This window comes from Kitasatospora sp. NPDC047058, assembly GCF_040643935.1.
Lineage (GTDB): Bacteria > Actinomycetota > Actinomycetes > Streptomycetales > Streptomycetaceae > Kitasatospora.
In genome coordinates this window covers 1-19,640 of sequence record NZ_JBEYVJ010000130.1, presented here as the reverse complement: position 1 = coordinate 19,640, position 19,640 = coordinate 1, and the positions used below count along the sequence as shown (strand labels likewise).

The window sequence follows — 19,640 nt, the reverse complement described above, 5'->3', positions numbered from 1 at the left end:
CTCCACGGTGGTGGCGCCGTCGCCCACGGCGAACCGGAGGTTCCCGGGCAGCCCGCGGCCGAAGTCGCCGGTGCCGAGCACCCAGCCGGCCCGGGCATCAGCTGCTCCCGGACGGCCGTCTCCACCGCGGCCAGCAGGCCGTTGATCCGGTGGTAGTCGCCGGCCAGCCGCTCCGGCGGACGGCCGAGCCGGCGGCAGGTGTCGACCACGGCCAGCGGCAGGTCGTGCAGGATGTGCGCGTTCATCCCGGCCAGCGCGAACTGCAGCGGGTGCACCCCCGGGTGCGCGCGCAGCTCGAACAGCGGCCGCCAGCAGTCCGGCGGCCGGTACCCCGCCGCGGCGGCGTCCACGGCCAGCAGGTACCGCCCGGCGAACACCACGTCCAGCTCGGCCATCGCGGCCGGGTCGGCGAAGTACGGCGGCCCGCCGGACAGGCGGTCGCGCACCGCCTCCGTCACGGTCAGGTACATCCGGTTGAACACCGCGACGCCGTCGGCCGGCGGCAGGCCGCGGCCGATCCCGCGCAGCCGCCCGACCACCCGGTCGACCCCGTGGGCCGGCTCCCGGTCCATCCGCCACCCCCGTGATCGGGTCGTGCACGTTGATCGCATCATCGTGGCAGCGGCGGGCCGGGCCGCCCCGGTGCCGCGCGGACGGTCCGGCCGTCCGGACCCCGGTCGGCTCAGCCCAGCTCGTAGTCCAGGGTGTAGGTGTGCCGGCCCGCCTCGTCCACGGTCAGCTCGAACGTGCCGGTGATCCCCGCCAGCTCGCCCGCCCCGGTGCCCGCGACCACCCGGATCGCCAGCCGCTCGCCCCGGCTGCCCGGCGCCGCGTGCTGGAGCACGAACGAGCCCTTCCGCCCGTCCAGCTCGCCGGTGAAGTGCTCGACGGCGACGTACGCCGCCGGGCCGCCCGCGCCGTCCAGCACGGAGAGCATCCGCACCACGCTGCCGCCGGTCAGGCCGCCCGTGAACTCCTTGGTGAGGCGTACGCGCCCGAGCGTCGCCCCCGGCTGCTCGTCCGTCTCCTCCGGTTCGAACGCGGTCACCTCGAACGCGCCGCTCGCCTTGGTCCCCATCGCACTGTCCCCTCGGTTCCGGTGCGGCAGGCTGCTTGCCGGCCGCCGGCACAGAGCCTGGCACACGGCACTGACAACGGTGCCGGTGCCGGTGCCGGTTCCGACTTCCGGCGGCCGTGCGCCGTGCCCGGCGTTCCCCGTGCCCGGCGTCGCCCGTGCTCAGCGTTCCCAGCGCACGGCCAGCAGCGCCGCGTCGTCGGCCAGGCCGGCGCTGCCCACCCAGTGGCGGACGTCGGCCAGCAGCTCGTCCAGCACGTCCTCGGGGCCGCCGGTGGGGAGGGCGGCGAGGCGCTCGGACAGCGGGAAGAACCGCCCCTCCTCGTCCCGGGCCTCCGAGACGCCGTCCGTGTAGAGCAGCAGCAGGTCGCCCGGGCGGGGCTCCAGGCCGCCCGCCTGGTACCGCCCGCCGACCAGGCCGAGCATCCCCAGCGGCGGGGCGTGCCGCGGCGGTGCCAGCTCGCGCACCCGGCCCGCGCGGCGCAGCAGCGGGTGGGGGTGGCCGCAGTTGACGAAGTCCGCCCGCCCGCCGCCCCGGTCGGCCTCCAGCAGCAGCGCGGTGACCCAGCGCTCGTTCACCGGGCGGCCGGCCAGCGCCGAGTCCAGCCGCTCGGCCACCCGGGCGAGGTCCGGCTCGGTCCGCGCCGCCTCCCGGAACACCCCCAGCACGTCCGCCGCCGTCTCCACCGCCGGCAGCCCGTGGCCCTGCACGTCCCCCAGCAGGATCCGCACCCCGTACGGGCTCTCCGCCACCTCGTAGAGGTCCCCGCCGATCCTCGCCTCCGCCGCCGCCGCGACGTACCGCACCGCCACCCGCACCGGCCCGAGCCGCTCCGGCGGCGGCCGCAGCAGGGCCCGCTGCGCCGCCTCGGCCACCGTCCTGACCTGGAACAGCTCGCGCTCCCTGGCCGCCACCAGGACCACGTTCGCGGTGCTGGCCAGCGTCGCGGCGAGCACGGTGATCAGCGCGATGATGTGGACGGAGGAGGGCAGGCCGTGGTTGGTGATCTCCAGCAGCCCCACGGCCGCCATCGCGACCAGCCCCGTGATCAGCGGCACCCGGGCCCGGCGGGTGGTCGCCCCGGCCAGCACCGGTGCCACCGCGAGGACGGGGGAGAGGGTCGTCCCCGGCCCGGTCACCAGGTCGGCCACCACGGCCCCGACCAGCAGCAGGTACGCGCAGCCGAGCAGCACCCTGGTCCGCCGCGGCAGGTGCAGCGGCGGCACCGCGTCCTGCGGTCCGTCGGCGGTCACGCGGACACCTCCAGCGGGGGGCGGCGGCGGCCCACGTCGGCGAGGGCCTCACCATCCACTCTCCACCGCCGCCCCGTGCCCCGGCACGTCGGAGCCGCGGCCGCCCGGCCGGGGGCGGTGCCCGGCGGTGCGCGGCCGGGGACGGCGCCCGGCGGTGCCCGTGCCGGTTCCGGATAGGCTGGCGGCGAGATGAGACGCAAGAGCAAGGTGCCGCCCGCCCCCCTCCCGCAGCGCCTCGGGGTGGACCCGGTCCACCTGCGGCTGCCCCCGGAGGGCCCGTGGCCGACGGTCCGCGGGTACCTGGCCGACCGGCTGCCCACCGTCGCCCCGGAGCGGATCGACGCGCTGCTGCACGGGCGCGAGATCGTCGGCGAGAACGGTCCGATCGGGCCGGACGAACCGTTCCGCCCGGGCGCGCACCTCTGGCTCCACCGCGAGCTGCGGGCCGAGGTGCCGGTCCCGTTCGAGGTGGCCGTGCTGCACCGGGACGAGCACCTGGTGGTGGTCGACAAGCCGCACTTCCTGGCCACCACCCCGCGCGGCCGGCACGTCGTCGAGACGGCGCTCTCCCGGCTGCGCCACTCGCTGGACCTTCCCGCCCTCAGCCCGGCCCACCGGCTGGACCGGCTGACCGCGGGCCTGGCGATGTTCGTGGTCCGCCCCGAGGACCGCGGCGCCTACCAGACGCTCTTCCGCGACCGGCTGGTCCGCAAGGAGTACCGGGCCGTCGCGCCGTACGACCCGGCGGTCGCGCTGCCGCGCACGGTGCGCAGCCACATCGTCAAGGAACGCGGCGTGATCGCGGCCCGCGAACTCGACGCCCCGCCGAACAGCGAGAGCCGGGTCGAGCTGCTCGGCCACCGCGACGGCCTCGGCCACTACCGGCTGCTGCCGCACAGCGGACGAACGCACCAGCTGCGCCTGCACATGAGCGGCCTCGGCCTGCCCATCCTCGGTGACCCGGTGTACCCCGTCCTGCTCCCCGAGCCGGCCCCCGACGACTTCCGCCGGCCGCTGCAACTGCTCGCCTCCGTGGTCGAGTTCACCGACCCCCTGACCGGGGAGCCGCGCCGCTTCGAGAGCCGCCGCACCCTGGCCGCCTGGCCCGACCCGGAGGCCTGGGCCGCCTCCGGGGGCGGCCCGGCCGACTGATCGCCCGGCCGACTGATCGCTCGGCCGATCGATCTAGGGCCAACGGAGGACCCGGTCCCAGGACCGGCGGCCGATCCGGCGGGCGGCGGGCGGGGCGATCGTGGTGGCATGACGAACGCACCGCAGCACGAAAACCCGCCCGTCGCCCTGGTCACCGGCGCCTCGCGCGGCCTGGGCCTGGCGCTCGCCCGGGCGCTGGCCGCCGAGGGCTGGCAGCTGGTGATCACCGCCCGCGACGCGGCCGAACTCTCCGCCGCCGAAGCCGAACTGGCCGCCGTCACCGGGGTGACCGCCCTCGCCGGGTCGGTCGTCGACGACGCGCACCGCGAGCGCCTCGCCGAGGCCGCCGCCGCCCTCGGCGGGGCGGCGCTGCTGGTCAACAACGCCGGGACGCTCAACGGCTCGGACTCCGCCGGGGCCGAACCGCTGCCCCGGCTGGCCGACTTCCCGCTGCCGGGTCTGTTGGAGACCTTCGAGGTCAACGTCCTCGCGCCGATCGCCCTCACCCAGCTCGTCCTGCCGCAGCTGCGCGCCCGCGCCGGCGCCGTCCTCAACATCAGCTCGGACGCGGCCGTCGAGGCCTACCGGGGCTGGGGCGGGTACGGCGCCAGCAAGGCCGCACTGGACCAGGCCTCCGCCGTACTGGCCCGGGAGGAGCCGGAGTTGAGGGTGTGGGCGGTCGACCCGGGCAGCATGCGGACCGCGATGCTCGCGCAGGCCGGCGAGGACCTCGCGGGCGTGCCGCTGCCCGGGGAGGTGGCGCCGCTGCTGCTCGGCCTGGTCCGGGACCGGGCGAGCTCCGGCCGCTACCGCGCCACCGACCTGCCGGCCGGCGCCGGTCCCGCTGCCGCCGCCGACCTGACGGCCGCTGCCGCATCGGGCGCGCGATGACCGTACTCGGCGACCCGGGGATCGACGTCACCGTCCCGCCCGAACTCTCCGCCCGCGCACCGGCGGAGGCCCGCGGCGCCACCCGGGACGGCGTGCGCATGCTGGTCGGCCGGCGCGACGCGGCCGCCGTCGAGCACCGCCGCTTCACCGAGCTGCCGGAGGTCCTGCGCCCCGGGGACCTGCTGGTGGTCAACAACTCGGCCACCCTGCCGGCCGCGCTGCCCGGCCGGCTGCCGGACGGCACCCCCGTCGCGCTGCACCTGTCGTCCGCGCGGCCGGACCGACGCGGCTCCCACCTGGTGGAGTTGCGCCGCGTGGTTCCCGGTGCGGCCGCCGCGTACTACCCGCCGGAGGAGTCCCCGGCCCGGCCGGGGCTGCGGGTGGCGCTGCCGGGCGGAGCCTCGGCCGGCCTCGTCGAGCCGTTCACCGCGCGCCTCTGGTACGCCCGGCTCGACGTGCCCGCTCCGCTGCCGGCCTACCTGGAGCGGCACGGGAAGGCGATCCGGTACGGCTACGTGGACCGCGACTGGCCGCTCGACGCATACCAGACGGTCTTCGCGACCGTTCCCGGCAGTAGTGAAATGCCCAGTGCGGCACGCCCGTTCACCGCCGGGGTGGTGGCGCGGCTGGCCGGCCGCGGGGTGCTGGTCGCACCCGTCACCCTGCACACCGGCGTCGCCTCCCCGGAGGCGCACGAGGCGCCGTACGCCGAGCGGTTCCGGGTGCCGGCCGCCACCGCCCGCCTGGTCGGCCACGTCCGCTCCGGCGGCGGCCGGGTGATCGCCGTCGGCACCACCGTGGTCCGGGCCCTGGAGTCCGCGGCGGCCCCGGACGGCACCGTCCACGAGGCCGACGGCTGGACCGAGTTGGTGATCACCCCCGAGCGCGGCGTCCGCGCCGTGGACGGCCTGCTCACCGGCTGGCACGAGCCGCGCGCCTCGCACCTGCAGATGCTCGCCGCCGTGGCCGGACGCCCGCTGCTCGAACGCTGCTACGCCGAGGCCGTCCGGCACCGCTACCTCTGGCACGAGTTCGGTGACGTCAACCTGCTGCTCCCGGGCGGGAGTTAGAGTGCCGGTCCGGCCGGGAGGAGCAGGCCGACGGGACGGGGGTCAGCCGGCGGCCGGGGCGAACAGCGTGCGGGCCGCGTGCTGGGTGTCGAGGTACTCGCGCACCGAGGTGATCAGGCCGTCCTCGACGGTGAAGATGCCCAGGCACTGGTTGTGGTAGGCGGCGCCGTTGGCGGCGGTCCCCTCGGCGGTCCACTCGGCGACCACCTGCGGACCGTCCGCCAGCAGGCCGGTGAGCGTCACCCGCAGGGCGCTGTCGGGGGCGAACAGCGTGCCCACCGAGCCGAGGAAGTCGTCCACGATCGCCGCGCGGCCCTCCCAGACCCGCGACAGCGGCAGGTCGCCGGGGTACGACCAGGTGGCGTGCTCCGCGAAGGACGCCACGGCGGTCGGCAGGTCGCCATCGGCGATGGCGGTGACGTAGCGCTCCACGACGGTGCGGGGGGCGAGCTGGTCCATGGTCTGCTCCTCTGGTTCCGGTCGGTCGTTCCTTCCGGGAGCAAGCCAATCCCCCCGGGCCGTCCCCGGGCGAACAACCGGTCGGGGGGTGGTGACAACCACCGGTTGTCGTCGGAGCTCAGCGGGCCGGCGTACCGGGCGGCAGCTCCAGCTCGAACCAGACCACCTTGCCGTCCCGGGTCTGCCGGCTGCCCCAGCGGTGCGCCAGCTCGTTGACCAGGTGCATGCCGCGCCCGCCCTCGTCCTCCTCCCGGGCGCGCCGCATCCGCGGCGTCCCGGTGTCGCGGTCGGCGACCTCCACGGTCAGCAGCCGGTTGTAGAACAGCCGCAGCTGGGTGGGGGATCCGGCGTGCACCAGGGCGTTGGTGATCAGCTCGCTGGTGAGCAGCTCGGTCCAGTCGGCGAGCGGGGCGAGCCCCCAGTCGCCCAGCGTCTCGCGGGTGAACCGGCGGGAGTGCGCGACCATCGCGTGGTCGCCGGTGAGCGGGAGGGTGGCGATCCGGTCGGAGCCGGCCGGCCGGACCTGCGCCAGGATGATCGCGATGTCGTCCTCGCTGGTGCGGCCGGTGAGTTCGGCCAGGACGGCGTCACAGGTCTGTTCCAGCGAACGGTGCCGGTCGGCGATGGTCCGGCAGAGCAGGTCGAGGCCCTCGTCGAGGTCACGGCTGCGGCGCTCGACCAGGCCGTCGGTGTAGAGCGCGAGGATGCCCTCCTCCGGGAGGGTGAACTCGACGCTCTCGAAGGTGACGCCGCCGACCCCCAGCGGGGCGCCCGGCGGGAGGTCGAGCAGGTGCGCCCGGCCCTCGGTGTCGGCCACCACCGGCGGCAGGTGGCCCGCGCAGGCGGCGCTGCAGTGCCGCTCCACCGGGTCGTACACCACGCAGACGCAGGTGGCGAACTGGCCCTCGCCGATGGCCGTGGTGGCCTCGTCAAGCCGCTGCAGCACCCGCGCCGGGTCCAGCTCCAGGGTGATCAACGTGCGGGCGACGGTGCGGAGCTGGCCCATGGTGGCGGCGGCGCGGATGCCGTGGCCCATCACGTCGCCGACCACCAGGGCGACCCGGCCCGAGGAGAGCGGCACGACGTCGAACCAGTCGCCGCCGACCTCGCTCACCACGCTGCTGGGCAGGTAGCGGTAGGCGATCTCCAGGCCCAGCGTGCGGTGGATCTCCTGCGGGAGCAGGCTGCGCTGCAGGGTGAGCGCGGTGTCCCGCTCGCGCCGGTAGAGCCGGCCGTTGTCCATCGCCAGGGCCGTCCGGGCGGCCAGCTCCTCGGCCAGCGCCCGGTCCGCCTGCCCGAACGGCACCGGGTTGCGGATCCGGATGAACTCCGCGCCGCCCAGCACCAGTCCGCGGGCCAGCAGCGGCACCATCAGGTACGAGTGCACCCCGGCGTCCAGCCCCGGCTGGACCCGGTCCGGCGAGGCCACGATCCGCCGCAGCGCGGCCTCGTCCACCTCCGACACCAGGATCGAACGGCCGGTCCGCAGGCTCTCCGCGTACACCTGCGCGGACTGCGAGTTCTCGCCGACCTGGTCCGCGGCGGCGGACATCATCCCCTCCGCGTTCGTCTCGCCGACGGCGACGGCGCGCATCAGGACCGAGCCGTCGTCCGGCACCGCGCCGGGATCCTCGCCGCTGAGCACCGTCTCGCGCAGGTCGACGGTGACGAAGTCCGCGAAGCGCGGGATCACCACCTCCACCAACTCCTCGGCGGTGCGGTGCAGATCGAGCGTGGTGCCGATCCGGGTGCTGGCCTCGTTGAGCAGCGACAGCCGCTGCTGCGCCGCCCACGCCTCGTCCAGGGCCCGCTGGCGGGCGGCCGCCGCGTCGCGCTCCCGGGTGAACAGCAGCGCATTGTCGATCGACACCGCCGCCCGGACCGCCAACTCGCCGGCCAGGGCCAGGTCGTCGTCCTCGTACGGGCGCTCCACCACCGTCCGGTAGAAGGCGGCCACCCCGACCGGGGAACCCCGGGCGATCAGCGGCACCACCATGAACGAGAGGACGTTCTGCTTCCGCACGGCCGCGGTGCGCACCGGGTCGTCGGCGAACCAGGCCATGCCGGCGGCGTCCATCCGCGGCACCAGCACCGGTTTGCGGTTCGCCAGGCTCCACGCGTAGGGCGAGTTGGGCCGGAACCGCTGCACCCCGGCGGTCCGGTCGATCGGTTCCAGCGTGGAGCCCTGCGCCGAGTGGAAGGCCATCCGGCGCAGCACGGCCGAGCCGTCCGGCATCGGGCGGGCCTCGCGCTCGCCGCGCACCAGGTCGTCCAGCACCTCCACCACCACCGTGTCGGCCAGCCGGGGCGTGGCCACCTGCGCCAACTCCATGGCGGTCTGGGCGAGGTCGAGGGTGGTGCCGATCCGCGCCGAGGCGGAGTTGACCAGGGCCAGCCGCTCCTGCGCGGCCTTCGCCTCGCGCAGCGCCTGCTGCCGGGCGAGCACGGTCTGGTGCTGGCGCAGGTAGAGCCGGGCGTTGTCGATCGCCACGGCCGCCCGCGAGGCCAGCTCGTCGCCGAGGGTGATGTCCGCCTCGGCGAAGGACTCCCGCTCGCCGCGCCGCGAGTACACCACCATGCCGAGCGTGGTGCCGCGGGCCACCAGCGGGGTGATCCGCACCGAGCGCGGCCGGTCGCCGAGGTACGCCTGGCGGCGGCTCTCGGTGATCCCCTTGCTCAGCAGCGGCAGCTCCCAGGACGGCACCACGACCGTCCGCCCGGTCGCCAGGGCCCGCGTGTAGGGCGAGTCGGGGGCCAGCTCGTAGACGGTGTCCACCGGCAGCGCCTCGGCCGGGTACAGCGGGTCGTCGGTGGCGAGCGCCAGCCGGCGCACGAGGTGCGCGGCCTCGGGGTCGAGCGGCTTCACGGTGCGCCCGGCGACCAGCGCCTCCAGCGCGAACACGCCGCTGATGTCGGCGACCCTCGGGACCATCGCGTCGGCCAGCTCGCGGGCCGTCTGCCGCAGGTCCAGCGTGGTGCCGATGGACGCGGTCGCGTCGACCAGCAGCGCCAGCCGCTCCTGCGCCCGGGCCGCCCGGGCGTCCGCGCGGAACCGCTCGGTGATGTCGATGAGCGTCGAGCTCACCCCGAGCACCTCCCCGCCCGGGTCCTCCAGCCGGAAGTACGAGGCCGACCAGGCGTGGTCGCGTTCCGGGTCGCCCGGCGTGCGGCCGTGCGAGCGCGAGTCGATCACCGGCTCGCCGCTCTCCAGCACCTGCCGCATCACCGCCTCGCTCTCCTCGCCGTTGATCCCGGGGAGCAGCTCGGTGAGCCGGTGGCCCAGGTGCTGCTCGACGGACAGGCCGTTGACCCGGGCCAGTGCGTCGTTGAGCCGGACGAAGGCGAGCCGGGTGTCGAACACGCCCATGCCGACGGGGGACTGGGTGAAGAAGCCGTCGAGCACGGCGAGGTCCGCCTGGATCCGGCGCAGCGTGGTCACGTCGGAGGCCACGGCGAGCACCAGCGGGCTGCCGCCCGGGCCGAGGATCGGGTGGGTGCGGAACTCCAGGTTGACGTGGTGCCCGTCCCGGTGCCGGACCGGGAACACGCCCGACCAGCCGCGGCCGTCCAGGATCTCCTGGAACAGCTCCAGCACGTCCGGCCGCTGGTCGTCCGAGGCCAGCAGCTGGGCGGCCCGGGCGCCGATGGCCTCCTCGGCGGTGTAGCCGAGCAGGGCCTCGGCGTCGTTGCTCCAGTGCAGGATCCGCCCGTCGGCCTCGATCAGCGCGGTGGCGATCGGCACCATCAGCAGGGCGTCCTGACGCGACCCCTCGCCCGGCGTCCCCTCGCCCGGCGCCCCCTGGCGCGGCCGCCCGGGCCCACCGGCATCACGCTGCTCGTTCACCATGGCCAGAGAACCGCCCGGAGATCGTTTCCACCAGCTCTGCCATCTTCCCACGCACCCCCCACCGGTGCCGCCCGCCCGCTCCCGACCGGCTCCCCGGCCGCTCCTCGCCCGCTCGCCGTCTGCTCGCCGTCCCGGCCCCGGCCCGGCAGAGCCGCTACAGTCTGTTCATTGAACCTGCATCCTGCGGGGACTACGCTGGCCCCCATGGCGCTCGGAACGGACTACGAACAGCAGGACTGCTCCCTCGCCCGTGCCCTCGAAGTGGTCGGCGAACGCTGGAGTCTGCTGATCGTCCGCGACGCCTTCTACGGGGTGCAGCGCTTCAACGACTTCCTGGTCCACCTCGGCATCCCGCGCGCGGTCCTCACCTCCCGGCTGAACGCGCTGGTCGCGGCCGGGGTGCTGCGCAAGGAGCCCTACCAGCAGGCGCCGCTGCGCCACGGCTACCTGCTCACCGCGGTCGGGCTGGAACTGTGGACGCCGGTCTACGCGCTGGCCCGCTGGGGCGGCCGCCATGCCGCCCCCGGCGGGCCCAAGCGCCTCTTCTCGCACGCGCCCTGCGGCACCGACCTCGACCTGGCCGGCGCCTGCCCGCACTGCGGCGGTCCGGCCGTCCCGCCGGGCGAGGTGATGATGCGCCCCGGGCCGGGGGCCTCGCCCGACGTCCACCCGGATGCCGTCTCCCGCGCGCTGGCCCGCCCCCACCGCCTGCTCACGCCGGTCGGAACGGCGGCGGAGGCGCGGTAGGGGCAGGCCGGGGCAGGTCGGGCGGGGGCGGGGCAGGCCGGGGCGGCCGGGCGGGTCAGTCGAGCGCCTCCAGCACGGTGGCGTTGGCCAGCCCGCCCGCCTCGCACATGGTCTGGAGCGCGTAGCGCGCGCCGCGCTCGCGCATCGCGTGCACCAGGGTGGTCATCAGCCTGGTCCCGCTCGCGCCGAGCGGGTGGCCGAGCGCGATCGCGCCGCCGTTGACGTTGACCTTCGCCGGGTCGGCGCCGGTCTCCTGCAGCCAGGCCAGCACCACGCTCGCGAACGCCTCGTTGACCTCGAACAGGTCGATGTCCGCCAGGGACAGTCCGGCGCGCCGCAGCGCCTTCCCGGTGGCGGGGACGACGCCGGTGAGCATGAGCAGCGGGTCCGACCCGGTCACCGCGAAGGAGTGCAGCCGGGCCAGTGGGCGCAGGCCCAGCCGCGCCGCCGTCTCGCTGTTGGTGATCAGGACGGCCGAGGCGCCGTCGTTGATCGGGCTGCTGTTGCCGGCCGTCACCGACCAGTCGATCTGCGGGTACCGCTCGGCGAACCCGGGGTCGGCGAAGGACGGGCGCAGCCCGGCCAGGACGTCCGGGGTGGTGCCGGGGCGCACCGACTCGTCCGTGGTGACGAGGCCGGCGGGCGTGGTCACCGGCGCCAGCTCGGCCTCGAACAGCCCGGCGGCGTGGGCGTGCGCGGCCTTGGCGTGCGAGCCGGTGGCGAAGGCGTCCATCGCCTCGCGCGAGACGGACCACTTGGCGGCGATCAGCTCCGCGCTGATGCCCTGCGGGACCAGCCCGCCGGGGTAGCGGGCGGCGACCGAGGCGCTGAACGGATCCGCACCCGGCGGCACGTTGGACCACATCGGCACCCGGCTCATCGATTCGATCCCGCACGCCACCACCAGGTCGTACGCCCCCGCGATCACGCCCTGGGCGGCGAAGTGGACGGCCTGCTGGGAGGAGCCGCACTGCCGGTCGACGGTGGTCGCCGGGACGGACTCCGGCAGGCCGGCCGCCAGCCAGGCGTACCGGGTGGTGTTCATGGCCTGCTCGCCGACCTGGTCGACGCAGCCGCCGATCACGTCGTCGACCAGCGCCGGGTCGACGCCGCTGCGGGTGACGAGCGTGTTCAGGGTGTGGGCGAGCAGCTCCACGGGGTGGACGGCGGAGAGCGCGCCTCCCGGCTTGCCCTTGCCGATCGGCGTGCGGACGGCTTCGACGATCACGGCGTCACGCATGGCGGCCGCCTTCCTCTGCGTTGGTTGGATTTCCAAACTTACTAGAGCTTAGTGAGTTTGGGAATCCAACTTAGTGTCGGATGCTCGGTGACCTCCTCGGGGCTCCTGGCTTCGTTCCGGTCCTCAGCCGTTCTGCAGGGCGCGCAGCAGGGCGATGCCCGCCGGGTCGACCGAGCGGCGGGTGTTGGCCAGGACGATGACGCCGACGTCCTTCTCCGGGTCGAAGGCGACGAACGAGCGGAAGCCGCCGGTCTCGCCGTTGTGCCAGATCTGCAGGTGGCCGCCCTGCCGGGCGTGCAGCCGGTGGGCGAGCCAGCCGAGGTGTACCCAGGCGAACGGGTTGACGCGGTGGTCGACCTCCCGGGTGAGCGCGATGGCGGGCCCCAGCGGCGAGCCGTCGTCCGGACCGGACGCCAGCTGGGCCCGCAGGAGTATCGCCAGGTCGGCGGCGGTGGAGCGGAGTCCGCCCGCGCCCGCGAGGTCGGCCAGGTGCCAGAAGGGGACGGCCCGGCGCCGGGGCGTGTGGCCGAGGGAGAGCCGGGCGGACCGCTCGGTGTCGACGGTGATCACCGTGTCGGCGAGCCCGAGCGGTGCGCAGACCTCCCGGGTGACCAGCTCCTCGTAGCCGGTGCCCGCCCGGTGGGCGAGGGCCAGGCCGAGCAGCCCGGCGCCGAGGTTGGAGTAGCGGAAGCCGCGCCCGGGCTCGGCGCGCAGCCTGGTGCGGGCGAGCCCGGCGAGCAGCGCCTCGCCGGTGCAGTGGCGGTACGGATCCGGCTTGTTCGGGGCGACCAGGGCCGGCAGCAGCATCCCGGCGGGCAGGCGCGGCAGCCCGGAGGTGTGGGTGGCCAGGTGCTGCAGGGTGATCGGCGTGCCGCCCTTCGCGGGGACGGTGACGCCGGCCGGCAGCGCGTCGGCCAGGACGTCGGCCAGCGGCTCGTCCAGCGCGGCCGAGCCGGCCAGCACCAGCCGGGCCAGCGCGAGCGAGGTGAAGACCTTCGTCACCGAGCCGATCTCGAACAGGGTGTGCGCATCGGGCACGTCGGCGTCCGGGCCGGTGCCGGTGCGCCCGGCGCCGCGGATCTCCACCGCGCCGCCGGCCAGCCCGGCGACCGCGACGCCGACCTGCTGGCCGGCGAGCCGGTCGGCGGTCTGCTGGACAAGGCTGCCAAGGTCGTTCATGGCTGCGAGCCTAGGTCGCGGCCGCCTGCGCGGTCGTCCGCCGTGACGATGATTCCGGACCCCCGCCGTTCCTCCACCGGGGGTACGCCCCGGTTGCTCCCCGTGAGGTATCGAGGAGCGACCGGGGCGTACGGCGGTGGCGGTCGGCCGGCCTGGCGGTGCGTCAGCAGCCCAGGTTCGCGCCCGGGACGGTGCCGAGGATCCGGGTGAAGTTCTGGTAGGCGTCGATCCGGCTCTGCACCTGCGCGGGGTTGCCGCCGTTGCACTCCAGGGAGCCGTTGATGCTGCGGATCGTCTCGCCGAACCCGTACCCGTTGACCATGGCGTTGTGCGGCGTCATGGTGCCCGGGCCGGTCTGGGTGTTCCAGTACCAGAGCGCGGTCTTCCAGGCCACGGCCGGATCGGTCTGCACCAGGCCGGGGTTGTGCAGCAGGTCGATGCCGAGCGCGTCGCCGGCCGCCTTGTAGTTGAAGTTCCAGCTCAGCTGGATCGGGCCGCGCCCGTAGTACGCGGCCTGGCCGGCCGGGCACCCGTACGGCTGCGAGGCGTCGCAGTAGTGCGGGTAGTTGGCGGTGTTCTGCTCGACCACGTACACCAGGCCGCCGGTCTCGTGGTTGACGTTGGCCAGGAACGCGGCGGCCTCCTGCCGGCGGACGGTGTCGCCGCCGGTGGTGGCGAAGGCGGGGTAGGCGCCGACCGCGTCGAGCAGGCCCTGGTAGGTGTAGAAGGGGTTCCGGTTCGGGAACATCCGGTCGAACTGCGCCTGGTCGACCGGGAATCCGCCGGGAGAGGGGCTGCCGGTCGGGGAGGGGCTGCCGGTCGGTGCCGGACCGCAGGCGTACGGCTCCCAGTACCAGGTGCTGATCACCGGGTCGTACCCCGGGTTGTCGTGGGTGGCCCGGTAGAGCCCGCCGTTGGTGTAGCGGACGATGCTCCCGGTGGTGTACGTGCGCCCGGCGACCCAGTCGGGGTAGAGGCAGCCGCCCGGGGTCGGCGTGGGCGTCGGGCTGGACGGGCCGCCGCCGCAGGCGCCCTGGTCGGCCCAGACGCCGGAGCCGCCGGTGCTCGGGGGCTCGTTCTGGGTCCACCACTTGGCGGACCAGTTGTGGCCGGTGTAGGAGACGGCCGCACCGCCGGTGTACGCGGTGGCCGAGTTCCAGGGCGCGGCGCAGGCGGCGGCGCTCGCGGCGGAGGCGGGCAGCAGCACGGCGATCGCGAAGGCCGTGGCCGCGGCGGACAGCAGTGCGAGCAGACGTTTCATGGACACTTGATCACCCCTTGTGCGGTGGGGGCCGCACGGTCGTGGAGGCGGGTACGTCGGGGCAGGGAAGGCCGCGAGGGAGCAGGGAGCAGGGGGCAGGGGGCAGGGGGCAGGGAGTCAGGAGCCGGCTGGGGCAGGGCGCAGGGGGCCAGGCGGCCGGCCCCGTGGTGTGGGGGTGCGCCGTGGGGACGGGCCGGCCGGGGGTGCGGGCCGGTACCGGGCTGACCGAGACTCAAGCGGAATGGTCTATACCTGTCAAGGGGTGGCGGGTCCGATCGTGCCGATTCGGCCGGAAACGACCGCCCGGCGGAGTCTGCGAGGATGGCCGGATGGACGGAAGCCCCGGGCCCGCGGCCCCCCTGCCCGGCCTCGGCGCGCCGATCCGCTCGGGCATCCCCGAGCACGGCCGGGTGCCCAAGTACTACGCGGTCAAGGGCCGGCTGGAGGCGCTGCTCGACGAGCTCGGCGAGGGCGGCGTGCTGCCGACCGAGCGCGAGCTCGCCGCCCGCTTCGAGGTGGCCCGGGAGACCCTCCGGCAGGCCCTGCGCGATCTGCTGATCCAGGGGCGGGTCCGGCGGCGCGGCCGCAGCACCGTGGTGGCCGGCCCCAAGCTGGAGCAGCCGCTGTCGCTGGCCAGCTACACCGAGGGCGTCCGCCGTCAGGGCCGCACGCCAGGCCGCAACCTGATCGGGCTGGAGCGGTTCGCCGCCGACCCGCTGCTGGCCGGGCAGTTGGGCATCGGGGTGGGGGAGCAGGTCTGGCACCTGGAGCGGGTGCTGCTCGCGGACGGCGAGCGGGTCGGCCTGGAGAGCACCTACCTGGCGGTGGCCCGGGTGCCGGCGCTGGACGTCGAGTTCGACCCGGGCTCCTCGTTGTACGCCTTCCTGAAGGAGAAGGCGGGCATCGGGTTCGGCGTCGCGGACGAGCGGATCGAGACGGTGCTCGCGTCCCCGCGTGAGGCGCTGCTGATCGGGACCCCGCCCGCCCTGCCGATGCTGCTGCTGCACCGGCTCACCCGTGACGCGTCCGGCACCCCGCTGGAGCGGGTGCGTTCGTTGTACCGCGGCGACCGGTTCAGCTTCACCACCCGCCTCGAAGCCGACTGAGCCACCGGCGCCGAAGCCGGCCGAACCACCGGCGCCGAAGCCGACTGAACCGCCCGCCCCGGCGCCGGCCGAACCGCCCGCCCCGACGCCGGCCCGAGACCGCAGCGCCGTCCGCGCGGACCCGTTTGATCACTGAATGATAACGGGTCTGGACCGAATTCCAGCGCTGTTCACGCCCGGGACGAAGCCCGGGCGTCCGCCGTCCACCCGCTGCTCCGACCGTGGTCACCGCTCCTCCTCGCCCCCCGTCCCGCGCATGACGCAGCATCAGGAGACGACGTGACCACCGGAATTCCCCGCCGAAGCCTGCTCCTCGGCACCGCCGCCGTCCTCGCGGCCGCCCCGCTCGCCGGCACCGCCGCGGCGGCCGCCACCACCGGCACGGCCCCGAGCGCCACGGGCCCCGCCACCGCGGCCGACGCCGCCCGCACCCCGAAGGTGCTGGTCATCGGCCTGGACGGCACGATGCTCAACCGCATCAAGGACGCCGGCGCCGCCAACCTCAACGCCCTGATGGCCGGCGGCCTCACCGCCGCCAGCAGCCTCTACGCCAACCCGATGGCCGCCACCGCCTCCGGCCCCGGCTGGTCCACCATCGCCACCGGCGTCTGGCCCGACAAGCACAACGTCCGGGACAACGACTTCACCGCCCCCGCCTTCGCCGCCTACCCCGACTTCCTCACCCGGATCGAGACCGCCGCCCCCGCGCTCTCCACCTACGTGGTCGCCTCCTGGGCGCCGATCGCCGACACCGTCTACTCCGGCCGGGTCGACACCCGCGTCGCCACGCCGTCCGCCGAGTACGACGCCGGCACCACCTCGCGCGCCGTCGCCCGGCTCCGCGGCGGCGACCCGGACGCGGTCTTCGTCCAGCTCGACAACGTGGACCACGCCGGTCACGCCAGCGGTGCCGCCAGCCAGGCCTACCTGGACGCGATCCGCGGCGTGGACGCGCAGGTCGGCCAGATCGTCGCCGCCGTCCGCGGCCGCGCCACGTACGCGCAGGAGGACTGGCTGATCATGGTCACCGCCGACCACGGGCACACCCCGGCCGGCGGCCACGGCGGCTCCACCTGGGACGAGCGGCAGACCTTCGTGATCGCCGCCGGCGGCGGCCTCCCGGCCGGTTCGGTCCGCCACGACGTCCGGATGGTCGACATCGCGCCCACCGCCATCGCCCACCTGGGCATCGCCGTCGACCCCGCCTGGAACCTCGACGGCAGCCCGATCGGCAGCCTCGTCCCCGACGCCTTCGACGCGCTGCGCCCGCAGCTCACCGGCCCGGTGGACGAGACCGGCATCGCCACCGGCACCATCGGCTTCACCCACACCCCGCCCGGCGGCTGGTCGGTCGACAACTCGGCGATGGGCACCGGCGGCGTCACCGAGTGGCGCGGCTGGTCCTTCACCACCGACGAGTTCTGGACCAGGACCCAGCGCGACCAGTACCGCGAGCTGAACGTCCGCTCCCGCAACGTCTTCGCCGTCGCCGACTCGGACGAGTGGGCCGACAAGACCTTCAAGGGCGTCTACGACACCACCCTGGTCAGCCCGGAGTACCCGGTCACCGGGCCGGGCACCGTCCCGGTCGCGTACACCACCTACTACCAGCAGGAGGGCAGCCAGACCGCCCAGGTGTTCGCCGTCTGGGACGGCGGCGCGCCCGTCCTGGTCAAGAGCTACACCGCGGAGACCAACGGCCGGCAGCGGCTGGACCTGGCCGTCCCGGCCGGCGCGAGCCGCCTGCGGCTGCGCTTCCGGTACGCCGGCAGCAACAACTGGTACTGGGTGCTCGACAACGTTCGCGTGGGCTGACACCCGGGAGGCCGCGGGGGATCACCCGGACTCGGCGAGCGCCGCCCGCAGCCGCTCGGCGACCGCCGCCGCGCCCGCCTCGTCCGGGTACTTCCCCCGGGGCCAGAAGAAGCCGCGCAACCCGTCCTTCGGGTTGCGCGGCACCACGTGGACGTGCAGGTGCGGCACCGACTGGCTGATCCGGTTGTTCGTCGCGACGAAGCTGCCCGCCGCACCGAGCCCGCGCTCCACGGCGGCGGCCACCCGCTGCACCCGCAGGAAGAACGGGCCCACCTCGGCCGCCGGCAGGTCCGCCAGCGTGCTGTGGTGGGCGCGCGGCACGACCAGCACGTGGCCGGGGAAGAGCGGCCGCCGGTCCAGGAAGGCCACCGCCGCCTCGTCGTCCAGCACCCGGTGCGCGGGTTCGTCGCCCGCCACCACCGCACAGAAGACGCAGTCCATCCGTCCATTCAAGCGACCGCCCCCGCGGGACGGCCACTCGTGGCGGCCGCGCGTGGCGGCTGCTCGGTGCCCCTTGCCCGCTACTCGTAGCGGTAGAGCAGCGACTCCCGCTCGGTCTGCTCGATCATCTCGATGGTCAGCGAGGGATCGCGCAGGTGGGAGAGGGTGACCTGGGCGGAGCTGGGCTGTGCGTCCTTGGCGAGCCAGTTCTCCGGCTTCCACGCCGAACTGCGCAGGAACGCCTTCGGGCAGTGCGCGTACACCTCCTCGACCGCGACCACGATCGCGCTGCGCGGCGGCTTGCCGACCGCCGTCAGCTGCTCCAGCAGCCGGGGGTCGGTGGAGACGCAGGCCCGCCCGTTGACCCGCAGCGTGGTGTCCCGGCCGGGGACCACGAAGATCAGTCCGACCTGCCCCGTCTCGATGACGTTGTGCAGGGTGTCCAGGCGCTTGTTGCCGGTGGCGTCGGGGATGGCCAGCGTCCGGTCGTCCAGGACCGACACCAGCCCGGCCGGCCCGCCGCGCGGCGACACGTCGCACCGCCCTGCCGCGTCCGCGCTGGCGACGAAGACCAGCGACGAGCAGGCGATCAGCTGCCGCGCCACGTCGTGGATCCGGTCCACCTGCTTGCGCCGTGCGTGGTCGCCCGGCTGCTCGTAGATCTCGCGCAGGCCGGCGGCGTCCCGTACGGCGTTCGCGCCGAGCGCGGCGAACAGGCTGCCCGAACTGTCCGGCCTGTCCGGGCCGGTGGTTGACGGAGCGACAGTTTCCGGTGTGCTGGTCATACCGGGAATGTAGCGGAGCGCTCTGCTCCGGCCGCCGGGTGCCTTCCGGCCGCAGGCACACGACGTCTCCTCCGCCGGCACGCGCCGTCTCCTCCGCCGGCACGCGACCGCCCGCCCGCCGCCCGGGAAAGCCCCGCCGGAACCCTCCCCACCAGCGGCTTTGCGCCGATAATGGGGGCCAAGGGCTTCCGTGGGCTTCCGTGCGTTTCGGTGGGAGGTGGTGGCCGTGATCATCAGGATCTGGGCCGGACAGGTCATGACCGGGCACGTCGAGGAGTTCTGTGCCGTGCTGATGTCCCAGGTGCTCCCACAGCTCGGGCAGACGGACGGCTGCCTGGGCGGCGAACTGCTGCGCTCGATGACCGAGGACGGCCACCGGGTGCTCGTGGTGAGCCGGTGGCGTGACGAGGAGGCCCTGCGCGGGTACGCGGGGCCGATGTGGCGGATCCGGCCGGTCTGGTCGGAGGGCGAGCTGCGCTACCTGGCGCACCCGCCCGAGGTCACCCACTTCACACCGGTCCCGGCGGTCTGACCGGCGCCGTACGACCGGCGCCCTCCGACCGGCGCCGTACGACCGGCCCGACCCGAGCCGTCCGACCTGACCCGACGCCGGACGGCCCGCGCCGGCAGCGCCCCGACCCGACGGCAGCGCCCCGATCGGCAGCGCCCCGATCGGGGCGCCCCGACCCGGGGAACAGGCCGGCCGGCGATGACCGGCGTCAGACCATCAGCGGCACCGGATGGATCTCGTCCGCCGGGTGACCGGTGCGCTCGTGAACGCGCTGCACGGCCTCCTTGGACGGTGCCTCGGAGAGGCAGTAGACGATGCCCGCCTCGGGGTCGGCCCACGCCCGCTCGAAGTGCACGCCCTCGTCGCCCTCGATCGCCAGGTCGGCGTTGTGCGCCATCTTGAGCTGCTCGGCGGTGATGCCCGGCATTCCGTGGTGGACGTCCATGAACTTGGCCATTGCCCTCGCACCTCCAGGAGTCCCCGGCCGGCTGCTACCGGCCCCTATCACCAGCGTGCGCCGGCCGCACCCCGGCCGCACCCCGGCCGCACCCCGGACCGTCGCCGGGCAGGCGGGAGTTCGGCGACGGACCCTACGCTCGGAACCGGGGCCACCCGGACCCCCGCCCTCCGTGCGCCCCGGCCCCCACGCGTCTCCGGCGCCCCCGGGTGAGAGGACGGCCCGATGCCCGTGCTTCCCTTCGTCGGCCGCGCCGACCTGCTGGCCGAGCTGGCGGCGGCGGTCGCCGACGCGCGCGCCGGCCGCGGCGGCCTGACCGTGCTCACCGGCGCGGCCGGCGCGGGCAAGAC

Annotated in this window: 18 protein-coding genes; 7 read left to right on the top strand and 11 right to left on the bottom strand. The window is 75.1% G+C overall.

Annotated elements, in window-relative coordinates:
* From ABZ885_RS20450 to ABZ885_RS20440, 3 genes are all read right to left on the bottom strand, one after another.
* Positions 1–572, bottom strand: a 572-nt coding sequence (locus ABZ885_RS20450; protein ID WP_360190280.1) for a DUF5995 family protein, incomplete at its 3' end; no start/stop codon positions are given.
* A gap of 110 nt (positions 573–682) precedes the next feature.
* Positions 683–1,078 carry a DUF3224 domain-containing protein gene (locus ABZ885_RS20445; RefSeq protein ID WP_360190277.1) on the bottom strand — a complete coding sequence of 132 codons (396 nt, stop codon included), beginning with the start codon at positions 1,076–1,078 and terminating at the stop codon, positions 683–685.
* Between the two features lie 159 nt (positions 1,079–1,237).
* Positions 1,238–2,329, bottom strand: a complete 1,092-nt coding sequence (locus ABZ885_RS20440; RefSeq protein WP_360190274.1) for a PP2C family protein-serine/threonine phosphatase — start codon at positions 2,327–2,329, stop codon at positions 1,238–1,240.
* A gap of 189 nt (positions 2,330–2,518) precedes the next feature.
* On the opposite strand from ABZ885_RS20440, the gene ABZ885_RS20435 reads away from it, so the two are divergent.
* The 3 genes from ABZ885_RS20435 to ABZ885_RS20425 all read left to right on the top strand — a co-directional run bounded on the left by ABZ885_RS20435 (position 2,519) and on the right by ABZ885_RS20425 (position 5,442).
* Positions 2,519–3,481, top strand: a complete 963-nt coding sequence (locus ABZ885_RS20435; RefSeq protein ID WP_360190271.1) for a pseudouridine synthase — start codon at positions 2,519–2,521, stop codon at positions 3,479–3,481.
* Positions 3,482–3,589: 108 nt separating this feature from the next.
* Positions 3,590–4,372 carry an SDR family NAD(P)-dependent oxidoreductase gene (locus ABZ885_RS20430; protein WP_360190268.1) on the top strand — a complete coding sequence of 261 codons (783 nt, stop codon included), beginning with the start codon at positions 3,590–3,592 and terminating at the stop codon, positions 4,370–4,372.
* Positions 4,369–5,442 carry an S-adenosylmethionine:tRNA ribosyltransferase-isomerase gene (locus ABZ885_RS20425; protein WP_360190265.1) on the top strand — a complete coding sequence of 358 codons (1,074 nt, stop codon included), beginning with the start codon at positions 4,369–4,371 and terminating at the stop codon, positions 5,440–5,442. The genes ABZ885_RS20430 and ABZ885_RS20425 overlap by 4 nt, the downstream gene beginning before the upstream one ends.
* Before the next feature lie 42 nt (positions 5,443–5,484).
* On the opposite strand, the gene ABZ885_RS20420 is transcribed toward ABZ885_RS20425, so the two are convergent.
* Together ABZ885_RS20420 and ABZ885_RS20415 are read right to left on the bottom strand one after the other, a co-directional pair.
* Positions 5,485–5,901, bottom strand: coding sequence for a nuclear transport factor 2 family protein (locus ABZ885_RS20420; RefSeq protein ID WP_360190262.1), 417 nt, complete (start codon positions 5,899–5,901; stop codon positions 5,485–5,487).
* 118 nt (positions 5,902–6,019) lie between these two features.
* Positions 6,020–9,748 carry a SpoIIE family protein phosphatase gene (locus ABZ885_RS20415; RefSeq protein WP_360190259.1) on the bottom strand — a complete coding sequence of 1,243 codons (3,729 nt, stop codon included), beginning with the start codon at positions 9,746–9,748 and terminating at the stop codon, positions 6,020–6,022.
* A gap of 204 nt (positions 9,749–9,952) precedes the next feature.
* On the opposite strand from ABZ885_RS20415, the gene ABZ885_RS20410 reads away from it, so the two are divergent.
* The gene (locus ABZ885_RS20410; protein ID WP_360190256.1) at positions 9,953–10,495 is read left to right on the top strand and encodes a helix-turn-helix domain-containing protein; all 543 of its coding nucleotides are present in this window, start codon (positions 9,953–9,955) and stop codon (positions 10,493–10,495) included.
* Positions 10,496–10,550: 55 nt separating this feature from the next.
* Here the strand turns inward: ABZ885_RS20410 and ABZ885_RS20405 are convergent, their stop codons facing one another.
* The 3 genes from ABZ885_RS20405 to ABZ885_RS20395 all read right to left on the bottom strand — a co-directional run bounded on the left by ABZ885_RS20405 (position 10,551) and on the right by ABZ885_RS20395 (position 14,175).
* Positions 10,551–11,735, bottom strand: a complete 1,185-nt coding sequence (locus ABZ885_RS20405) for a thiolase family protein (protein WP_360190254.1) — start codon at positions 11,733–11,735, stop codon at positions 10,551–10,553.
* Between the two features lie 123 nt (positions 11,736–11,858).
* Complete coding sequence (locus tag ABZ885_RS20400) at positions 11,859–12,914, bottom strand: serine hydrolase domain-containing protein (RefSeq protein WP_360190251.1); 1,056 nt, start codon at positions 12,912–12,914, stop codon at positions 11,859–11,861.
* A 163-nt stretch (positions 12,915–13,077) separates the two neighbouring features.
* Positions 13,078–14,175, bottom strand: a complete 1,098-nt coding sequence (locus ABZ885_RS20395) for a glycoside hydrolase family 19 protein (protein ID WP_360190248.1) — start codon at positions 14,173–14,175, stop codon at positions 13,078–13,080.
* A gap of 329 nt (positions 14,176–14,504) precedes the next feature.
* Here ABZ885_RS20395 and ABZ885_RS20390 point away from each other — a divergent pair, with 329 nt between their 5' ends.
* Both ABZ885_RS20390 and ABZ885_RS20385 read left to right on the top strand, forming a co-directional pair.
* Positions 14,505–15,281, top strand: coding sequence for a GntR family transcriptional regulator (locus ABZ885_RS20390; protein ID WP_360190245.1), 777 nt, complete (start codon positions 14,505–14,507; stop codon positions 15,279–15,281).
* Between the two features lie 279 nt (positions 15,282–15,560).
* Positions 15,561–17,096, top strand: coding sequence for an alkaline phosphatase family protein (locus tag ABZ885_RS20385; RefSeq protein ID WP_360190242.1), 1,536 nt, complete (start codon positions 15,561–15,563; stop codon positions 17,094–17,096).
* A gap of 21 nt (positions 17,097–17,117) precedes the next feature.
* Here ABZ885_RS20385 and ABZ885_RS20380 read toward each other — a convergent pair whose 3' ends face one another.
* Together ABZ885_RS20380 and ABZ885_RS20375 are read right to left on the bottom strand one after the other, a co-directional pair.
* Positions 17,118–17,537: an HIT family protein gene (locus ABZ885_RS20380; protein ID WP_360190239.1), complete on the bottom strand. Its 420-nt coding sequence runs from the start codon at positions 17,535–17,537 to the stop codon at positions 17,118–17,120.
* 80 nt (positions 17,538–17,617) lie between these two features.
* Positions 17,618–18,322, bottom strand: coding sequence for an MSMEG_1061 family FMN-dependent PPOX-type flavoprotein (locus tag ABZ885_RS20375; protein ID WP_360190236.1), 705 nt, complete (start codon positions 18,320–18,322; stop codon positions 17,618–17,620).
* A gap of 226 nt (positions 18,323–18,548) precedes the next feature.
* Between ABZ885_RS20375 and ABZ885_RS20370 the strand changes: the two genes are divergently transcribed.
* Positions 18,549–18,854, top strand: coding sequence for an antibiotic biosynthesis monooxygenase family protein (locus ABZ885_RS20370; RefSeq protein WP_360190233.1), 306 nt, complete (start codon positions 18,549–18,551; stop codon positions 18,852–18,854).
* Positions 18,855–19,041: 187 nt separating this feature from the next.
* Here the strand turns inward: ABZ885_RS20370 and ABZ885_RS20365 are convergent, their stop codons facing one another.
* Entirely contained in the window at positions 19,042–19,290 is a 249-nt protein-coding gene (locus ABZ885_RS20365) for an SCO4226 family nickel-binding protein (protein WP_360190230.1), read from the bottom strand.
* Positions 19,291–19,640: the final 350 nt, after the last annotated feature.

Coding starts and splice junctions, on each gene's coding strand:
- ABZ885_RS20365 (WP_360190230.1), bottom strand. CDS start 19,290: ATGGCCAAGTTCATGGACGTCCACCACGGAATGCCGGGCATCACCGCC.
- ABZ885_RS20400 (WP_360190251.1), bottom strand. CDS start 12,914: ATGAACGACCTTGGCAGCCTTGTCCAGCAGACCGCCGACCGGCTCGCC.
- ABZ885_RS20425 (WP_360190265.1), top strand. CDS start 4,369: ATGACCGTACTCGGCGACCCGGGGATCGACGTCACCGTCCCGCCCGAA.
- ABZ885_RS20375 (WP_360190236.1), bottom strand. CDS start 18,322: ATGACCAGCACACCGGAAACTGTCGCTCCGTCAACCACCGGCCCGGAC.
- ABZ885_RS20415 (WP_360190259.1), bottom strand. CDS start 9,748: ATGGTGAACGAGCAGCGTGATGCCGGTGGGCCCGGGCGGCCGCGCCAG.
- ABZ885_RS20380 (WP_360190239.1), bottom strand. CDS start 17,537: ATGGACTGCGTCTTCTGTGCGGTGGTGGCGGGCGACGAACCCGCGCAC.
- ABZ885_RS20405 (WP_360190254.1), bottom strand. CDS start 11,735: ATGCGTGACGCCGTGATCGTCGAAGCCGTCCGCACGCCGATCGGCAAG.
- ABZ885_RS20445 (WP_360190277.1), bottom strand. CDS start 1,078: ATGGGGACCAAGGCGAGCGGCGCGTTCGAGGTGACCGCGTTCGAACCG.
- ABZ885_RS20390 (WP_360190245.1), top strand. CDS start 14,505: ATGGACGGAAGCCCCGGGCCCGCGGCCCCCCTGCCCGGCCTCGGCGCG.
- ABZ885_RS20435 (WP_360190271.1), top strand. CDS start 2,519: ATGAGACGCAAGAGCAAGGTGCCGCCCGCCCCCCTCCCGCAGCGCCTC.
- ABZ885_RS20395 (WP_360190248.1), bottom strand. CDS start 14,175: ATGAAACGTCTGCTCGCACTGCTGTCCGCCGCGGCCACGGCCTTCGCG.
- ABZ885_RS20420 (WP_360190262.1), bottom strand. CDS start 5,901: ATGGACCAGCTCGCCCCCCGCACCGTCGTGGAGCGCTACGTCACCGCC.
- ABZ885_RS20410 (WP_360190256.1), top strand. CDS start 9,953: ATGGCGCTCGGAACGGACTACGAACAGCAGGACTGCTCCCTCGCCCGT.
- ABZ885_RS20430 (WP_360190268.1), top strand. CDS start 3,590: ATGACGAACGCACCGCAGCACGAAAACCCGCCCGTCGCCCTGGTCACC.